The sequence below is a fragment of the Streptomyces sp. NPDC001933 genome (assembly GCF_042890955.1).
Taxonomy (GTDB): Bacteria; Actinomycetota; Actinomycetes; order Streptomycetales; family Streptomycetaceae; genus Streptomyces.
In genome coordinates this window covers 1-16539 of record NZ_JBIASS010000033.1, presented here as the reverse complement: position 1 = coordinate 16539, position 16539 = coordinate 1, and the positions used below count along the sequence as shown (strand labels likewise).

At 69.2% G+C, this 16539-nt stretch carries 13 protein-coding genes and 5 pseudogenes; 10 read left to right on the top strand and 8 right to left on the bottom strand.

Annotated features, from left to right (window positions below; translation table 11 throughout):
- Positions 1 to 426: 426 nt before the first annotated feature.
- Both ACFYY7_RS40500 and ACFYY7_RS40495 read right to left on the bottom strand, forming a co-directional pair.
- Entirely contained in the window at positions 427 to 726 is a 300-nt protein-coding gene (locus ACFYY7_RS40500) for a hypothetical protein (protein ID WP_388669880.1), read from the bottom strand.
- Positions 727 to 1052: 326 nt separating this feature from the next.
- Positions 1053 to 2045 (bottom strand): alpha/beta fold hydrolase, encoded by a 993-nt coding sequence (locus tag ACFYY7_RS40495; RefSeq protein ID WP_388669877.1) that lies wholly within the window; start codon positions 2043 to 2045, stop codon positions 1053 to 1055.
- Between the two features lie 175 nt (positions 2046 to 2220).
- Between ACFYY7_RS40495 and ACFYY7_RS40490 the strand changes: the two genes are divergently transcribed.
- From ACFYY7_RS40490 to ACFYY7_RS40480, 3 genes and pseudogenes are all read left to right on the top strand, one after another.
- Positions 2221 to 2799: a helix-turn-helix domain-containing protein gene (locus tag ACFYY7_RS40490; RefSeq protein ID WP_388669961.1), complete on the top strand. Its 579-nt coding sequence runs from the start codon at positions 2221 to 2223 to the stop codon at positions 2797 to 2799.
- 312 nt (positions 2800 to 3111) lie between these two features.
- Positions 3112 to 3615, top strand: a pseudogene (locus ACFYY7_RS40485) (DinB family protein).
- Positions 3616 to 3701: 86 nt separating this feature from the next.
- Positions 3702 to 4570: pseudogene (locus ACFYY7_RS40480) on the top strand (IS982 family transposase); the annotation flags it as partial.
- 6 nt (positions 4571 to 4576) lie between these two features.
- Here the strand turns inward: ACFYY7_RS40480 and ACFYY7_RS40475 are convergent.
- On the bottom strand, positions 4577 to 5608 hold the full coding sequence (locus tag ACFYY7_RS40475) for a zinc-binding dehydrogenase (protein ID WP_388669874.1): 1032 nt from the start codon (positions 5606 to 5608) through the stop codon (positions 4577 to 4579).
- A 91-nt stretch (positions 5609 to 5699) separates the two neighbouring features.
- On the opposite strand from ACFYY7_RS40475, the gene ACFYY7_RS40470 reads away from it, so the two are divergent.
- Positions 5700 to 6275 (top strand): TetR/AcrR family transcriptional regulator, encoded by a 576-nt coding sequence (locus ACFYY7_RS40470; RefSeq protein WP_388669871.1) that lies wholly within the window; start codon positions 5700 to 5702, stop codon positions 6273 to 6275.
- Positions 6276 to 6515: 240 nt separating this feature from the next.
- Here ACFYY7_RS40470 and ACFYY7_RS40465 read toward each other — a convergent pair.
- A protein-coding gene (locus tag ACFYY7_RS40465) for an IS5 family transposase (protein ID WP_388669958.1) occupies positions 6516 to 7351 on the bottom strand; the annotation gives its coding sequence in 2 pieces (ribosomal slippage) (positions 6516 to 7001 and positions 7004 to 7351; 834 coding nt in all).
- 53 nt (positions 7352 to 7404) lie between these two features.
- Here ACFYY7_RS40465 and ACFYY7_RS40460 point away from each other — a divergent pair.
- Positions 7405 to 7587 (top strand): annotated as a pseudogene (locus ACFYY7_RS40460) (transposase); the annotation flags it as partial.
- 255 nt (positions 7588 to 7842) lie between these two features.
- On the opposite strand, the gene ACFYY7_RS40455 reads toward ACFYY7_RS40460, so the two are convergent.
- Complete coding sequence (locus ACFYY7_RS40455) at positions 7843 to 8799, bottom strand: hypothetical protein (RefSeq protein WP_388669868.1); 957 nt, start codon at positions 8797 to 8799, stop codon at positions 7843 to 7845.
- Between the two features lie 311 nt (positions 8800 to 9110).
- Positions 9111 to 9698, bottom strand: a complete 588-nt coding sequence (locus ACFYY7_RS40450; protein ID WP_388669865.1) for a DDE-type integrase/transposase/recombinase — start codon at positions 9696 to 9698, stop codon at positions 9111 to 9113.
- Positions 9699 to 9720: 22 nt separating this feature from the next.
- Here ACFYY7_RS40450 and ACFYY7_RS40445 point away from each other — a divergent pair.
- Positions 9721 to 10135, top strand: a pseudogene (locus ACFYY7_RS40445) (type II toxin-antitoxin system VapC family toxin).
- 240 nt (positions 10136 to 10375) lie between these two features.
- Here ACFYY7_RS40445 and ACFYY7_RS40440 read toward each other — a convergent pair.
- Positions 10376 to 11119, bottom strand: a complete 744-nt coding sequence (locus ACFYY7_RS40440) for a response regulator (protein WP_388669862.1) — start codon at positions 11117 to 11119, stop codon at positions 10376 to 10378.
- Positions 11116 to 12375, bottom strand: coding sequence for a sensor histidine kinase (locus ACFYY7_RS40435; protein ID WP_388669859.1), 1260 nt, complete (start codon positions 12373 to 12375; stop codon positions 11116 to 11118). Before ACFYY7_RS40435 ends, ACFYY7_RS40440 begins: the two co-directional genes overlap by 4 nt.
- Before the next feature lie 243 nt (positions 12376 to 12618).
- Between ACFYY7_RS40435 and ACFYY7_RS40430 the strand changes: the two genes are divergently transcribed.
- The 4 genes and pseudogenes from ACFYY7_RS40430 to ACFYY7_RS40415 all read left to right on the top strand — a co-directional run.
- Positions 12619 to 13605: an ABC transporter ATP-binding protein gene (locus tag ACFYY7_RS40430; RefSeq protein ID WP_388669856.1), complete on the top strand. Its 987-nt coding sequence runs from the start codon at positions 12619 to 12621 to the stop codon at positions 13603 to 13605.
- The gene (locus ACFYY7_RS40425; RefSeq protein ID WP_388669853.1) at positions 13602 to 14609 is read left to right on the top strand and encodes an ABC transporter permease subunit; all 1008 of its coding nucleotides are present in this window, start codon (positions 13602 to 13604) and stop codon (positions 14607 to 14609) included. Before ACFYY7_RS40430 ends, ACFYY7_RS40425 begins: the two co-directional genes overlap by 4 nt.
- Before the next feature lie 502 nt (positions 14610 to 15111).
- Positions 15112 to 15835: pseudogene (locus ACFYY7_RS40420) on the top strand (IS6 family transposase).
- Between the two features lie 196 nt (positions 15836 to 16031).
- A partial coding sequence (locus ACFYY7_RS40415; protein ID WP_388669850.1) for a transposase occupies positions 16032 to 16539 on the top strand: 508 nt, incomplete at its 3' end.

The following is a 16539-nucleotide window of genomic DNA, read 5'->3' as shown; positions in this document are numbered from 1 at the left end:
CCGCAGATCAGGCTCACGTCGTCTACATGCCGGACACCGCCTGGCCAATAAGCGGAACACCCGCCAGGCTCTTCCCGGGATCCGCTTGACACCCCGGTTTCGATGTCGTCTGTATCTGTTTCGACACGTCAGCAACGATTCACTTGCGTTCGTCTTCCTGATCCCCACCTGACGCCTCACGGGCGCCTTTTCCTCATCGCTCACCACGACGGTCTTCAGCCAACGCAGCATGAGGTGGCTTGGAGCCTCCCTCCGCAGGGCGACTCCGAAGGGCCATAACCTTCATCATCCGTGAAGCACCGCATCAAGAAATCGACCTACATCGACTCCCCCTTTACGTTCAGGACACACCAAGAGACAGATGCTCGGCCGTGCCAACTTCGACCTGCTCCGCAAACGCGTCCTGCTCTACTCCTGAGACACAGGTCAGACCACATCATCAAGGAGCCCGAAGCCCTCCGGGAACCCTTCCAGGAACCCACGCCGCGCAGGGTCGGACTCCGCTTCGGCCATCGTCCCGAGCAGGTCGATCAATTCGCTCCGCTGGTCGCTCGACAGCTTGCTGACCAGGTGGGAGACACCCTCCAGGACCTTGACGGCATCGTCCGGATCCATCTGCTCGTCTTCACTGCCCCCGATGAACCACAGGACATCGACCAAGGCCCCAGCCAGGGCGTGGGTCAGAGACGAATACACGGGCATCAAGGCAGACTCCCAGCAGGTCACGGCAGCAGAGTCCGGCCATCCCACCACACCACTGACATCACACTCAGTCAGCCCTCCACGGAAAGTGAGCCAGAACCCAAACTCGTGAACAACTGACGTCACGATTCGTGATTGAAGCCACCACTGAGATCACCGTCAGCGCGTGACACGGCCGGGAGATGGGGGCACTTCGTCCGGCCGCTCCGCGCACGCACGGCCTCGACGCCGGTGCGCTCGCGCCGGACGAGGTCTGAGGGACGTCCTGGCGGGCCGGCCGTCACCCGTGCGAACAGGGCGGCGAGGTTACCGAGCCTGCTCGCACGGGTGACGCCTGTGTGTCCGGCGGTTCAGCCCTGGAGGGTGGCGAGCCAATCGGTCAACAGGCGGTTGACCTCCTCGGGGCGCTCCTGCTGGATCCAGTGGCCGCAGCCCTCCAGGAGGTGGGAGGCGGTCAGGCCGGGGAGGGTGGTAGGGAAGGCGTCGATAGCGTCGGACATCCAGGTGGTGGAGGCGTCCAGGGCGCCGCCGATGAACAGGGACGGCTGCTTGATCGGTGCGCCGCGGTGGGGGGCGAGGTCTTCCCAGTCGCGGTCCACGTTGCGGTAGCGGTTGAGGGCGCCGGTCAGACCTGTGCGCTCGAACTCTCCGGCGTAGACGTCGAGGTCGTCCTCGGTCAGCCAGGCGGGAAGCTTGCCTGCGGGGAAGCGGTCGCGCAGCCGGCCGCCACCGCTCCGGGTCACGAAGTGCGGGTCGGGCTCGCCCTGGGCGGGCATGGTGTCGGCGGACAGGGCGGCGTAGAAGCCCGCGAGCCAGCCCCGGACATCGGGCTCGATCTCCGCCTCGGCGCGACCGGGCTCCTGGAAGTAGGAAACATAGAACTCCTGCTCGGGGCCGCCGATCTGGCCGAAGATGTCGGTGGGGCGGGGGCCGCCGGGCGGCGCGTAGGGGACGCTCAGCAGGGCGACGGCGTTAAAGACCTCGGGGTGGAGCAGGGCGGAGATGGCCGCGATGTTGGAGCCCCAGTCGTGGCCGACGACCACCGCGCTCTCCTCGCCGAGGGCGCGGACGACGGCGAGGTTGTCCTCCACCAGGTCGAGCATCCGGTAGGCGTCGGTCGCGGCGGGCTTGGAGGAGCGGCCGTAGCCGCGCACGTCGATGGCCACGGCCCGGTATCCGGCCGCGGCAAGGGCCGGGAGCTGGTGGCGCCAGGAGTACCAGGACTCGGGGAAGCCGTGCACGAGCAGGACCAGCGGGCCGGTGCCCTGCTCGACCAGGTGCAGCCGGCCGGCGGGGGCCTCGATGGTGCGGTGGCGGAGTTCGGCGGACGGCTCGGGCTGCATGGGTTTCTCCTCGGTTCGCGGGTGGCGCGGGTACACATCGATCATGCGGTGCAACGGCCCCCCGACGCGATTAGCGTTGCCATTAGGGCAAACTTGCAGGACAGAGCTGGGCGGCACGGCCGGTGAGAAGGGAGCAAGAGTGACGGACGACGGCACAGCCGAGACGCTGGCGGCGATGGGCCCACGGTTGCGGGCCGCGCGCGAGCGGCACGGCGCCACGCTCACCGGCGTCAGCTGCGCGACCGGCATCTCGCCGAGCACGCTGTCACGGATCGAGACCGGCCGACGCAAGCCCACGCTGGAGGTGGTGCTGCAGCTGGCCACGGAGTACGGCATCTCCCTGGACGAGCTGGCTGGCACTGCCCCCGCGCCCGCCCCCGTCGAGCCGCGCACCATCGCGCTGCAGCGTTTCGGCAACGACAAGGGAGTACTGCCGCTGACCCCGTACGTTGGCGGCCTGCATGCCCACAAACACGTCCTGCCCGCCGTCGAGGAACCGCCCACGCGGCCACGGCAGATCTCCCACGACGGCTACGAATGGCTGTGCGTCCTGTACGGGCGGCTGTGGCTCGCACTCGGAAAGCAGGACCTCATCCTGACCGCCGGCGACGTCGCCGAGTTCGACACCCGCAACCCCCACGGAGTCACGAACGCCGGCCCCGGCGGGCCGGTCGAGTACCTGATCATGTTCGGGCCCCAGGGAGAGAGACTGCGGCCACGCACCCCGCCGCCCACCGGCCGGGGAGCGTTGTAACGAAGTGCAGCGTCCGTGGGCGCGTGGTGGCCCGCGCTGACCGCAGTCGCCGTCCAGCCGGATCGGGTGGTCAGCGGCGGCGGGGCAGCGCGGTGACAGCGCGGGCCTCGTGGAGGGCGGCGCGCAGGTGCTCGTTGTCGATGCTCAGGCGTTGGATGGCGGCGATGGCGACCTCCAGCTGCGCGGCGAGCTCGCGTTTGTCGCGCCGCAGTCGCGCGTTGTCGGTCTTCAGCCCGGTATAAGGCGTCGGCGCCGTCCGTGCTGCCGGGTGTTGGAGGGGAGGCGGCCAGCTGGGCGCAGACTTCGGGGAATTTGCGGCGGAAGGTGGTGTTGGCGAGTGAGGTTCCCCGGCGTGCGGGAGGTGCGGCTTTCCTCGACTGCCACCGCGCAACCCTCGCCCTGAAGTGCGAAGGGCTCACCGACGAGGAACTGCGGCAGCAGTCGATGCCGCCGTCCACGCTTTCGCTGCTCGGTCTGGTGCGGCACATGGCGGAGGTGGAGCGTGCTTGGTTCCGTCGAGTGTTCGAGGACAACGACGCTCCCATGGTCTGGTCCGACAAGATCGACTTTCAGGCGGCGTACGACGCGAGTGCATAGACCAGGGACGAGGCGTTCGTGGCCTGGGATGCCGAGGTGGAGAACTCGCGCCGTATCGAGCGGGAGGCTGAGTCCCTGGACCAGGCCGGGTAACAGCCACGATGGGGCGAGGAGGTGCCGCTGCGGATGGTGATGATGCACGTGCTTCTGGAGTACGGCCGCCACAACGGGCACGCGGACTTTCTGCGTGAAGGTGTCGACGGGACCGTGGGCGCCTGAGTCCGCAGGAGCCATCGATCTCCACATGCTGATCCGTTCCAGGGAATCGCCCGCAGGGTTGGAAGGAGGGAGTCCAACGTCAGTGTGTGAAGACAGAGTTGGACTCCCTCGCCACCGCGCTCTACGTGAAGACCGACGGCCTGCTGAAGGTCTCACCGCACCTGGCGCCCTGGCGTCCTGCGGTCGGGATCGCCCCGCAACTGACCGATGCCGAGCTGGTCACGCTCGCGATGATGCAGGCCATGCCGGGCTTCACCTCCGAGGCCAAGTGGCTCCGCCACGCCCGCGCCCACCTGCGGCATCTCTTCCCCTACCTGCCCAAGCAGCCCGGCTACAACAAGCGCCTGCGCAAGGCCACCGAGCTGCTGCGGCGGGTGACCCGGGTGCTGGCAACCGACACCTCCGTATGGAGTGATGACGTGTGGATCGTGAACTCCACGCCGGTGCAGTGCGGACGTTCCCGCGAGACCGTCAAGCGCTCCGACCTGGCCGGATGGACCGAGTACGGGTACTGCGCCAGCCACAGCCGCTTCTTCTGGGGCCTGCGCCTGCACCTGGTGTGCACTCTGCAGGGCCTGCCCATCGCCTTCGCCCTGACCGGGGCCAAGGCCGACGAACGCGAGACCCTGATGGATCTGCTCGCCGCCGAACCGGAACTGGTCGCCGCTCGGGCCGGGCAGACACTGATCGGCGACAAGAACTACTTCGGCCGCGCCTTCGAGCACCAGTTGGCCGAGCAGGACATCCGGCTGCTGCATCCGGCCCCCAAGGGCGAGCCGGAGCGGGCCTGTTCAAGCCGTTGCGGCAGGTCAACGAGACCTTCAAGGGCCGGCTTGACCTCGAACAGCACCGAGGCCGTACACCAGGCGGCGTGGTCGCCCGCGTCATGCAACGCATCCTCGCACTGACGGCCGCGATCTGGCACAACGACCACACCAGCCAGCCCGTCCTACGCAGAAATTCATGGGTGCATGACGATCTTTCCCACGTGCCTCCTGCGGGCGAGTTCCTCCTGCGCCTGAGCGGCCTGGTCCAGGGGAAACGTCGCGGCGACGACGGGCTGGATCTCGGCCTTACGAGCCAGGTCCATGAGGAGGCCGAAGTGCGTGGGCGTGTGCATCGCGGAGCCGATCACCTGCGCGTTGTGCAGGTAGAGACGGCGCACGTCGAAAGTCACGTCGTAGCCGCCGAGTGCGCCGGCGACGACCCACCGACCGCCTTCGCGCAGCAGCGGCAGTCCCTCGCCCACCAGGTCCCCGGCGACGACGTCGAGTGCGACGTCGATGCCGTCCGGGGCAGCAGCGCGGATCTGCTCGGCGATGTCCCCTGCCCGGTCGACGACTTCGTGTGCGCCCGCCTCGCGCACCGCTTCGATCTTGGATCCGCTGCTGAGGGCAAGCACCCTCGCACCGCGCGCACGGGCGATCTGCACCAGCGCGAGACCGACGCCGCCGGACGCTCCCGAGACCAGGACGGTCTCTCCCTCCCGCAGCCGACCCCGCTCGATCATGCCCACGGCCGTGCCGTAGGCGGTCGGCAGCGTCGCGAGCTGATCGTCCGTGAGGGGGGATTCGGTCACGTCGTGCACCCGCTCTGCCAGTGCGGTCACGTACTCGGCATAACCGCCGTCGCGTTCGCTCCCCATCAGGCCCACCGGGTTCGCATCCGGCCCTTCGGTGTCGTAGATCGCCGGGTCGACGACCACTCGGCAACCGACGAGGTTCTTGTCCACGTCGGCACCGACTGCCACGACGCGGCCTGCCACGTCGGCGCCCTGGATGCGCGGGAAGCCGATCGGCCCTCGCCAGCCCGACAGCGCCTCCGGGTCGCCAGGCCGACCGTAGGCACCCTCTCGGGTCCACAGGTCGGTGTTGTTCAGCGCCACCGCGGCGACCTGGACCAGCACCTCTCCCGCCTGCGGCGCAGGCACGGCCACCTCTGCCAGCTCGAGAACCTCCAGCCCCCCGTGCTCTGTGATCCGCACCGCGCGCATGGTCTGGGATGCACCCTCCATTTGAACTCCCTCTAGGTATACTGATCTGTGAACACCTTCTACCGTACACCGATCAGTGAAGAGGCACGTGATGCGGGAAGCGCAACCCATGTCACCGGCCGGCCGCCGCATCGTGGCGGCAGCCGAGGAGCTGTTCTACAACCGTGGCATCACAGCGGTCGGCGTGGATCTGATCGCTGAGCACTCCGGCGTGACCAAGCGGACCCTGTACAACCAGTTCGGTTCGAAAGACCACCTCGTGGCGACCTACCTCGATGAACGTGACCGGCGCTGGCGGTCACTTGTCCTCGCCGCCGTCGGCGCCTGCGACGACCCCGTCGAGACCGTCACCGCACCCTTCGACGCCCTGCGAACCTGGAGCGAGAGCAACACCCGCGGATGCGCGTTCATCAACGCGCTGGCCGAACTCGCGGACCCTTCGCACCCCGCGTACCGCATCGCCACGAACCAGAAGCTCTGGCTGATGAACCTGTTCGAGGAACTCGCCACCACGGCGGGCTGCCCGAACCCCGCCCTCCTCGCCACCCAGCTCCTCACGCTGCACGAAGGCGCCCTCGCCACGCAGCCCCTCCCGCTCGACACCCTCTCCGGAAGCACCGACCTGGCACGAGCCCTGGTCCGAGCCAGCACACCAGACCCCCATTGATCCGGCTGCGTCCCACTCGCTCCCTCACGATCTGAAGTGGTTAGGCGTTCGCCGCACCGCTCACCCGCCCGGAGTCCCCAGGCAGCCACGTCATCCCAGCGAACATTTCCACGGGGCCACACGTGAACACCAGTGCGGCCCGGCCGCACCAAGCCGGACGGGAGCACACACCCCATCCAGGTAACGCTCCGTAGCCACAACCTCGAACAGGTTCCTCGGCTACGGTGCTCCTTAGAGGTCCTAACAAAGGCGTTGGACGTGTCGGTGGGTGATGAGGCAGGTGGCGAGGCCGAGGAAGGCTTCGTGGAGGTCGTCGCGTCGTTCCCAGCGGATGCGTAGGCGTCGGAAGCCGTGCAGCCAGGCGATCGTGCGCTCGACAACCCAGCGGTGAACACCGAGGCCGGAGCCGTGCAGGACTCCGTGGCGGGCGATCACCGGTTTGACGCCTGTCGCCCGGACCAGACGGCGGTACTTGTAGTGGTCGTAACCGCGGTCGCCGAGCAGGGTTTCAGGCCGTCGGCGTGGTCGTCCCACGAGTCCCGGGACCGGTGGGATCTTCGCGAGCAAGGGCATCAGCTGGGTGACGTCGTTGCGGTTTCCGCCGGTCAGAGACACCGCGAGCGGGATGCCCTGTCCGTCGACGAGTACGTGATGCTTGCTGCCCGGCCGCGCTCGGTCGACCGGGCTGGGGCCGCTTTTGGGCCCCGCCGAGCGGCCCTGACGTGGGACGAGTCGATCACCGCCCGTGACCAGTCGAGCTGCCTCGCCGTCCGAAGCCTGGCCAGCAGCACGACGTGGAGCCGGTGCCAGACGCCGGCCTCGTTCCAAGCGGCAAGCCGCCGCCAGCACGTCATCCCCGAACCGAAGCCCAGCTCCTGCGGCAGGTACTCCCACTGGATCCCCGTATGCAGCACGAACAAGATCCCGCAGAGCGCCTGACGGTCCGGCACCCTCGGTCGCCCGGCCACCAACTTCGGCTCAGGCTCAGGCAACAACGGCTCGACCAGCGACCACAGTTCGTCCGAAACGATCCACGGACGCGACTTCCTCTTCCCCACGCTGAAACCAACGAGCATCCAGGCCATCAGTCACACCATCAGAGACTTCTGTTAGGACCTCTTAGTGGCGCCAGCTCCACCACGAACGCTGGGAGATCGAGACGGCCCACGCCGAGCTGAAGTCCACGATCCTGGGCGGGCGCGTCCTTCGGGCCCGTACCCCGGACGGCATCGAGCAGGAAGTCTGGGCCCTGCTGACCGCCTACCAGGCACTGCGGACCGCGATGACCGACGCCACCGACCCGGACCGGGCCGGGCCGGGGCGTCCAGCTGGGACCGCTGCTGGTCATCGCACCCGCGCTCACCGCCTCATTCGCCGGCCCATTGCTGACCGGGACGATCGACCTTCTGACCGTGTGTGAAGGAGCGTCTTCGTTGGCCAGTTGAGCGAGCCCGCAACCTGCGGGTTCTCGAGTGTCTGGCGAGATGGGCGCGTGATGGCCGAGCTCTTGACGTGTCGGTGGGTGCCGCCGCGGTCCCCTCGTGTCGGCCTCGGTCGGCGGGAGGCGTCAGGTGGTGAAGTCCGCCGTGTCCACGGAACCTCGGGGAGAGGCGCGGGGCGACCGCAGCTGGTCGTGGAGGGCCGCGAAGGCCGTGCACGTGACGGGGAGGGTCACGGCCGCGGTGACCAGGATGCCGACGATGACGGGGGCGAGGATGCCCGCGTAGTAGGCGGCGAAGAAGTTCCCCGTGGCCTGTTCGAGGATGGCTCGCACGAGGGGGCGCAGCGGCAGCGCGAGCTGCACCGCCAACCGGAGCACGCCGGCGGTGAGCGCGGCCAGCGGGAGCGCGAAGGCGAGGACGTGGACTCCTCCGGCGCGCGTCCACGTCATCGACCAGGAACGGCGCAGGGCCGCGCGGGGGCCGAGGCCGTCGGCTGCAGCGGCCGGGGCGAGGGCCAGCGCGAGGCGCAGCAGCACGGCGGCGAACGCGGCCACCGCCGGGGAGGCCGCGACGAGTGTGTGGGGCCACGATCCGCGTTCCAGAAGCTGCTCGTCTGTGTCGAGATGGAGGCCGGTGAGGCTGTTCGCCACGGCACCGACGAGCAGCGGCAGGGGCCATACGACCAGGCCGCGCAGCGTGTACACGGCGAGCATCGGTCGCAGCCGTGCGGGGATCACGGCACGTGACCAGTCCCCTTGCGAGGGCTCGCGCGACCTCGCTGCAACCGCCCGCGAGCACACAGTCTGCAGGGCCGCGCTGCCGGTGCCGAGGAGAAGCAGGAAGAGCGGGAGCGTGCAGAGGGCGACCAGTGTCAGGTCGGTGTGGTCGTGCAGGTAGGGGTCCTCGACGTGGCGGTACCAGATGCGTTGGTTCCGCATACGGGTGAAGACGGGCCAGGCGAGCGCGAATATCGCGGCCGTCATCAGCAGCCCGGCCAGTCCGGACAGGCCGACGAAGCGTACCGTCGCACCTGCCAGAGCGCCCCGGTACCGCCGCAGAACGGCGAATGTCGTGGCGGTCAAGCCGTGTTGCGGGCTACCGCTCGTCGGTGGCACCGTGCGGTCGTGCTGTGTGGGCATGGGGACGAGCCTTCTTTACGTTCCGGGTCCGTTCCCGGAAAGGACGCTGGGCGGACCGGGCGCGGTTCTCGGGACGTGCCCGGCCTTGGCGGCACTGCCGGAGGTCCACGAAGACAAGCGGGTCCGGGGCTGGAGCGGCCGGGGCGCCGCCGGTGGACGCCGGCCCGGTACGGGCGGTTGAAGGGGCAGACGCTGGAGCGGGCAGCGGAGCCGCGGCGGACGGCGCCAGCCAGTGTCACTAGTCCGATCAGGTGTCACCAGCCCAGAACGGCTGTACCCGCACCTTGCGCGTCGTCCGCCGGCAGACCACCAGCCAGGCGGGGCTTCCCCCCTGAAGTTTCTTCGTGATCCGGGACGTGATCCTTTGTGCTTGCGGAGCCTGCGGCGGTTGTAGAAGGTCTCGATGGACGCGAAGATCTCGGCGCGGGCGGTGGCCCGGTCCGGCCAGAAGCGAGTGCCGATCTCTTCCTTGAGAACGGTCCAGAAGCTCTCTGCGGCGGCGTTGTCGTAGCAGATTCCAGTCCGCCCCATGCTCTGGCGGCATTCCAACTGGCGGATTTTTCGCGGAGTTGGGTGGAGGTGCACTCGGATCCGGTGTCTGAGTGGATCACGTAGCCGGGTTCCAGGCGGCCCAGGTCGGCGGCCATGTCCAAGGCGTCGACGACGAGGTCGGCGCGGTGGTGGTCGGCCATCGAGTAGCCGACGATCTCGCGGGTGGCCAGGTCGAGCCAGCCGGCGAGGTAGAGCCATCGGTCGGCTCGGTGAGGAGCCCTGTGCCGGCTACATGGACGCCGAGTGATCGGTCGGCATGAAGTTGCGCTCCGCACAGGGCACAGTTCCATCCTTTGATATCGACACCACATCATGATTCTGCGCCGGTGGGGTGAGTCCCGAGGAACTGCCGGACGAAATGGCGATCACCGCCATCACTCTGGCCGAGTTGTCCGCCGGACCGCACAAGGTCCGTCGCAACGACGAACAGAGCAGTTACGACGAACACGCCGAACGCGCGCGCAGGCTCGACGTTCTGCAACGCGCTGAGAACGAGTTCGACCCCATTCCCTTCGACGCCGAGGCAGCCCGCATCTACGGTCGCATCTGTGCCGCGGTGATCAGTGCGCGTCGTAAGCCGCGCCGCCGGGTGGCCGACCTGATGTTCGCTGCCATCGCAGTGGCCGAGGCCCCCCTCTTCACCACCGACCCCGACGACTTCAAAGGGCTGGACGATCTCCTCACCGTCGTACCGGTCACCCGTCCGAAGGCGCCCCACGAAGGCTGATGCCGGGACATCATGACGTTCGGCACCCAACGACGCCGAGGGGGGGTGCAGCGCGGTGATGGAAGGCTTGCCCCTGACCCGGTCCAACGCGACTTCCCCCGCGCTGCGGGCCGCGCTGAACGCCGCGATCGCCCAGTAGCCGGTGTCCGGCTCGAACGCGGCGCCGTGACCCGTTCGCCCATGCGGCCGCCGTCGAGCGGTGCGCGAGCGAGGTCGGGCATGCGTTCGCGGCGCCTGCTGTTAACCGCGTCGGCCCGGAGGATCGTCAGGGCCGGGTCGACGCCGAGCTCGCCGGCGCGGGCCATGAACGGCGGCCACCGGGCGTGGTTCACCCCGCCCCTCCACCATCCCCGACTCCCAGGCCCAAGCCGCGATCTCCACGCGGTTGCGGGCGGGCAGCTTCGTCTGCACATTTCCGAGGTGGGTCTTCACCGTGCCCACCGAGATGGTCAGCTCGTCGGCAATCTCGGCGTTCGTCAGGCCTCGGGCGACCAGGCGCACCAGGTCCTTCTCCCGCTCGGAGAGCGCGGTGTGCGGCTCGCGCGGAGCGGGAACGGCGCTATTGAGCTGCCGCAGCAGCCGGACCGTGATCGCCGGGCTCACCAGGGCCTCGCCGGAGGCTGCCGCTCTGATGGCCTCGACGAGCAGGGCGGGGCCCGAGTCCTTGATGAGGAAGCCGGAGGCGCCTTGGGTCAGGGCGCGTTGTACGTACTCGTCGTCGTCGAACGTCGTGACCACCACGACCTTCGGTGGGTTCGCCGTCCCGGGGCGCGTCAGTCTGCGCAGCGCCTCCAGGCCGTCCATGCGCGGCATGCGGATGTCCATCAGGACGACGTCCGGGCGGTGGAGCTCGGCGAGTTCCACGGCGTGGACCCCGTCCGTGGCCTCCCCGACGACGTCGATGTCGTCCTCCGCCGTGAGGATCATCGCGAACCCGGCGCGCACCATGGCCTGGTCGTCGGCGATCAGCACCCGGATCGTCACGAAGCCGCCGCCCCTGCCTTGGCTGTCCCTGCCGCCGACACCTCGGCCGTCGACACCGGAAGCGTCGCCTCCACACCCCAGCCGCCGCCTGTCGCCGGCCCCGCCTGCATGCTTCCGCCGATCAGACCGACCCGCTCGGCCAGCCCATTCAGCCCGAAGCCGCCATGCGAGACGTGACGCGGCCGTCCGTCGTCGCTGACCCGTACGGTCAGCCGGTCCTCCGAGCGGCTCACCCGTACTCGTACCTCCGTACAGGCCTGGGCGTGCTTGCGTACGTTGGTGAGGGCCTCCATCACCACCCGGTGCGCCGTGGTGGTCACCACCACCGGCAGATCGTCGACGGCCCCCTCAAGGTCTAGCCTGGCCCGCGCGCCACCCACCACCGAGAACTCCTCGACCAGCGACCGCATCTCGTCGATCCCCGCCAGCGGCGTCACCGCCACCTCCCCGTCGGCGTCACGCAGCATCCCCACCATGTGCCGCATGGAGGCCAGCGCCTCCGAGCCGGCCTGCTCGATCCGCCGCAGCGCAGGCGGCACGAGTTCAGGGCGGCGGTCCGCGACCACCTGGGCACCCTGCGCCTGTACGACGATGCCGGTCACGTGGTGAGCGACGAAGTCGTGCAGGTCCCTGGCGAACTCCGTCCGCTGTTCGAGACGCAGCGCTGCCGCCTGCCGTCGCCGGTCCACCAGGAGCAGCCGCGTCCCGAGGCCGACGCCCAGCGCCGCGACCGCGGCCAGCGCGAAGAGCAGCGCCATGATGACGGTGGACTGCCGCACCGAGACTGCCACCGGCCGCAGCACGATGGCCATGCACAGCACGGGCACGGCCACCACCACCCACGAGGGCGTCCCACGCCGGGCGACGACCAGCAGGAGCCACGCCAGCGCCGCCGGTTCGGCGAAACCGATGGCCATCGAACTGGCCACGTGCAGCCACACCGAGAGGCAGAGCGACACGATCGCGAGCGCGCAGGCCGTCATCGGCAGCGCCCGGTCCCCGTCGAGCCGAGGCGAGGCAACGGCCACTCCGACGGCCAGCAAGGCGCCGATCAGCTTGGCGGGGCCGTGGTACTCGATCCAGTAGAAGCCGGCCAGCAGGTCGAGGAGGGCGAGGCCGGCCAGGGCCGCGCCCAGCAGCACCCATGACGTGACGGGCAGCAGCCGCGTACGTCCTTTCCCCCGCGTGACCGCGGGTGCGGTCGCCCCAGTCGCCACATTTGTCACGTCCTTCACCTCTCTCAGCTTGCTCACCATCCCGCCACGATCTCGCACACCCGAGATCTCTCGCACCGGCCGAAAGTCGGAGCCTGCCGCGCATGATCTGTCTTTCGCCCGATACCCCGCGGGCCGCGGCCGAGCAGAGTTGAGCCCACCGGAAGCGGCGTAACCCTCCCTGAACCTGACCCGGAAGTACGTCGCCACCACGGTCAACGCCACCGTAGTGCGGACCCTCGAAGGTCCCCCACGGCCCCCACCACGTACAGGAGCCACCCACCCATGGACCACGCGACGATGCACCTGGGAAACGGACCGGGATCGCAGTCCCACGAGCCCGCGATCGAGGCCCACGGGCTCGGCAAGCGGTACCGGCGCGGCTGGGCCCTGCGCGACGTCTCCTTCCGGCTGCCGACCGGGCGGGTCTGCGGCCTCGTAGGACCCAACGGCGCCGGCAAGAGCACGCTGATGGGCCTGGCCACCGCCATGATCCGCCCGACGGCCGGCGCGCTGCGGATCTTCGGCGCGGCCCCGGGTTCGACGGAGGCGGTCCTGCGCACCGCGTTCCTCACCCAGGAGAAGCCCCTGTTCCGGCGCTTCACCGTGGCCGAGACGCTGCGGCTCGGCCACGAGCTGAACCCCCACTGGAACCAGGGGGTCGCCGAGGACATCGTCCGCGCGGGCCAGGTGCCGCTGTCGGCGAGGATCGGCACGCTGTCCGGCGGTCAGCGCACCCGCGTCGCTTTCGCCCTGGCCTTCGGAAAGTGCCCTGACCTGCTCATCCTCGACGAGCCGATGGCCGACCTCGACCCGCTGGTCCGCCGCGAGCTCATGGCCACGCTGACGGCGGCGGCAGCCGAACGCGGAACGACGGTACTGATCTCCTCGCACATGCTCGCCGAGCTGGAACACATTTGCGACTACCTCCTCGTCGTCGCGGACGGCGGCCTGCGTCTCGCGGGCGAGGTGAGCGAACTACGGGCGGCACACGCCCTGTTCGCGGTCCCGCCGGGCACCTCGTTCCCGGCCGGGAGCCCGCACCGGGTCATCGGTTCCGAGTCGCCCGGCGTCGAGGGCCGGCCCGGCGTCCTGGTACGGCTCGGCGCCCCGATCCAGTACGGCGGACAGGCCGAGCCGCCCACTTTGGAGGAGCTGCTGCTCGCCTACCTGCGCTCACCCGACGCCTCCCCGCTGATCACCCCCGGCGCCCAGGTCGGCGACATCCACGACATACTCACCCGCGACCGGCAGAAGGCTGTGACCGCATGACCACGCTCATCCACGACCCGGCCCGTACGCCCCCCGACGCACGCCCCTCACGCAAGGCCCCCCGATTCGGTGGCCCGATCTGGCTGGTCTGGCGCCAGCACCGTGCGGCGTTCTGTACCCTGCTCGCCCTGACGCTCCTGACGACGCTGGCCATGGTCTACCTGCGCGGCCAGCTGACGGACCACCTCGCTGCGTCCCCCCAGAAGAGCCTCCCGCCCGACATCGAGAAATACACCAACCGCCTGTACAGCGTCGGAAGCTATCTGGGCTACGCCCCCATCCTGGCGGGCGTCCTGATCGGCGCCCCGCTGATCGCGGGCGACCTGGAGTCCGGCACCGTAAAGCTGGTGGCCGCGCAGTCCGTCAGCCGCCTCCGCTGGCTCACCACGAAGCTCGCGATGCCCGCCGCGCTGATCGCCCTGTCCACCACCGCGCTGGGCGCCGTCCTCACCTGGTGGTGGAACCCGATCAGGAGCCGTACCGACAACCTGGGGTGGGCGAGCGGCGGCTTCGACGTCACGGGGATCATGCCGGCGGCCTACGCCCTGCTCACCTTCACCGTGGGTGCCGCGATCGGCATGCTCCTGCGACGCACGCTGGTGTCGATGGTGGTCACACTCGGCACAGTGGTGGCGATCGGCTACATCTGGGACCGCTTCCGCCTGAACCTGGGCCACGTCCTGTCGGTCACCACCCACAAGGGCGTAGGCCCCGACGCCCGGCACCCGGAACTGCCCGCCGGTGCGCTGGAGCTGGACCCGAGCACGTACTTCCTCACCGACTCGGGAGCCCGCCTGGACTGGACGACGTGCCTGGACCAGATCGAGAACACCCGAGCCCACACGTCCTGCCTGGAGTCAAAGCACGTCATCGGCTACGCGGCCGACTACCTCCCGGCCTCCCAGATGCAGCCGATGCAGTGGCTGGGAGCAGCCGTCATGCTCACAGCCACGGCGGCCGTCGTCACGTTCATCATCGTGTGGGGACGGAAGCGGCTCTTGTGAACCGCAGGCCCGGCGGGCTACTCGTCGTCGACTGCGCGCGAGTGCCGCCGTTCACGCTTCCGAGCAGGCGACGCAGTGCCGCAGGTCTGGACGACCTCCTCACCGTCGTACCGGTCACCCGCTCGAAAAGGCCGGCGGCCGCCGCGTCACCGGCCCGGCTAAACGGCCGACTACGGCACGGACGGCTCGCGCCAACGGCGGCGGTCACCGCCGCACCGTCCAGGCCTGCGGCTGATGCCCAGTCGTGGAGGCAGGCCGCAAGCAGGACCACGCCCCGGGTCCGTGCCGGCTCCTGCAGGGAGCACATGTGACCGAATGTCAAGTGCCGTCGCTCTCTGAAATCATGAGTCCGTATCAGCACTCGACCTCGGAGCACCGGCGTGACAGCACGCCGTTTCGCCCCCATCGCCGCCATCTTCCTCGTGGGCGCTGTCAAGTTGAGTGAGTGGTCTCCGGGCTGGAACGGTAGCCGGGTTTGTTGATCGTTCGGGAGGAGCTGGTGGTGGAGGGCGCCGGGGAAGGGCCGTCGTACAAGGGGTTCCGGTTCCCGGCGGAGGTCATCTCCCACGCAGTATGGCTGTACCACCGCTTCCCGCTCTCCTTCCGCGAAGTCGAGGAGCTGCTCCTGGCCCGCGGGATCACCGTCTCCCATGAGGCGATCCGCCGGTGGTGCGACCGGTTCGGCCCCCCAGTACGCGGCCGCCCTGCGCCGCCGCCGGCCCCAGGCCGGCGACAAGTGGCACCCGGACGAGGTGTTCCTGAAGATCAACGGGGTGCGGCACTACCTGTGGCGGGCTGTGGACCAGGACGGCACTGTCCTCGACATCCTGCTGCAGTCCAAGAGGGACGCGAAGGCCGCGAAGCGGTTCATGGCCAAGCTGATGAAGAAGCAGCGCAGGACACCCAGTGCTGGTCACCGACAAGCTCCGCTCCTACGGCGTCGCCCACAGAGAGTTGATGTCCTCGGCCGATCACCGTTCCCACAAGGGCCTGAACAACCGTGCGGAGAACTCCCGTCAGCCGACGAGGCAGCGCGAACGCGCGATGAAGGGCTTCCGCACAGTCGGCAGAACCCAGAGGTTCCTGTCCGCGTTCAGCCAGATCTCACCGCACTTCTGGCCCGCCGCCACCGGATGACCGCCACCGGCTACCGCACCGAGATGCGCCACCGCTTCGGAACCTGGAACGAGATCACCGGCACTACCGCCATGCCCACGGAGGCCTGAACCAGAGGCGGAAACCAAGCCCAGCACACCCCCGCACACCCTCAAGTAAGAAGCCGTATCTCAACCGATCACGTCGTTGTTGTACGCGTCTGAGCCCGTTCAGTTCAACTCGGCTGCTCCATCGTGTGATTGCCTCGCACACGTGTACGGCAACGTGGCCGGTCATCCGGACCGGGAACATTGGTATCCCTCGGACATGTCGGACGCGGAATGGGCGGCCATCCGGCCGTTGCTGCCGGTGCCGGCCCGGCTTCAGGGGCGGGGCGGGCAGCCCGAGGGCTACTGCCACCGGCAGATGCTGGACGCGATCCGCCATCTGGTCGCGGGCGGGATCTCCTGGCGGGCGATGCACGCGGACTTCCCAGCCTGGGGCCGGGTCTACGCCTTCTTCCGCCGGTGGCGCGAGCACGGGCTGATCACCGAGTTCCACGACCGGCTGCGCGGATGGGTGTGTGAACGCGAAGGCCGTGAGGCGGAGCCGACGGCCGGGATCATCGACGCGCGGTCGGTGAAGGCCGCGGCCTCGGTGCCGTCCGTCTCGCGCGGCTGGGACGGCGGGAAGAAGGTGGGCGGCCGCAAGCGGCACATCGTGACCGACTGCCTCGGTCGGCTGCTGGTCGTCGCGGTGACCGCCGCGAACGTCGGGGACCGGGATGCCGCGGTGGGCCTGCTGCAGCGGCTGCGCCGCCTGCACCGTGACATCT

Bases quoted from the DNA above. Each gene is read 5' to 3' on its own strand.
- ACFYY7_RS40495 (WP_388669877.1), bottom strand. From the start codon at position 2,045: ATGCAGCCCGAGCCGTCCGCCGAACTCCGCCACCGCACCATCGAGGCC.
- ACFYY7_RS40490 (WP_388669961.1), top strand. From the start codon at position 2,221: ATGGGCCCACGGTTGCGGGCCGCGCGCGAGCGGCACGGCGCCACGCTC.
- ACFYY7_RS40475 (WP_388669874.1), bottom strand. From the start codon at position 5,608: ATGCGCGCGGTGCGGATCACAGAGCACGGGGGGCTGGAGGTTCTCGAG.
- ACFYY7_RS40470 (WP_388669871.1), top strand. From the start codon at position 5,700: ATGCGGGAAGCGCAACCCATGTCACCGGCCGGCCGCCGCATCGTGGCG.
- ACFYY7_RS40450 (WP_388669865.1), bottom strand. From the start codon at position 9,698: ATGGAACTGTGCCCTGTGCGGAGCGCAACTTCATGCCGACCGATCACT.
- ACFYY7_RS40435 (WP_388669859.1), bottom strand. From the start codon at position 12,375: ATGGTGAGCAAGCTGAGAGAGGTGAAGGACGTGACAAATGTGGCGACT.
- ACFYY7_RS40430 (WP_388669856.1), top strand. From the start codon at position 12,619: ATGGACCACGCGACGATGCACCTGGGAAACGGACCGGGATCGCAGTCC.
- ACFYY7_RS40425 (WP_388669853.1), top strand. From the start codon at position 13,602: ATGACCACGCTCATCCACGACCCGGCCCGTACGCCCCCCGACGCACGC.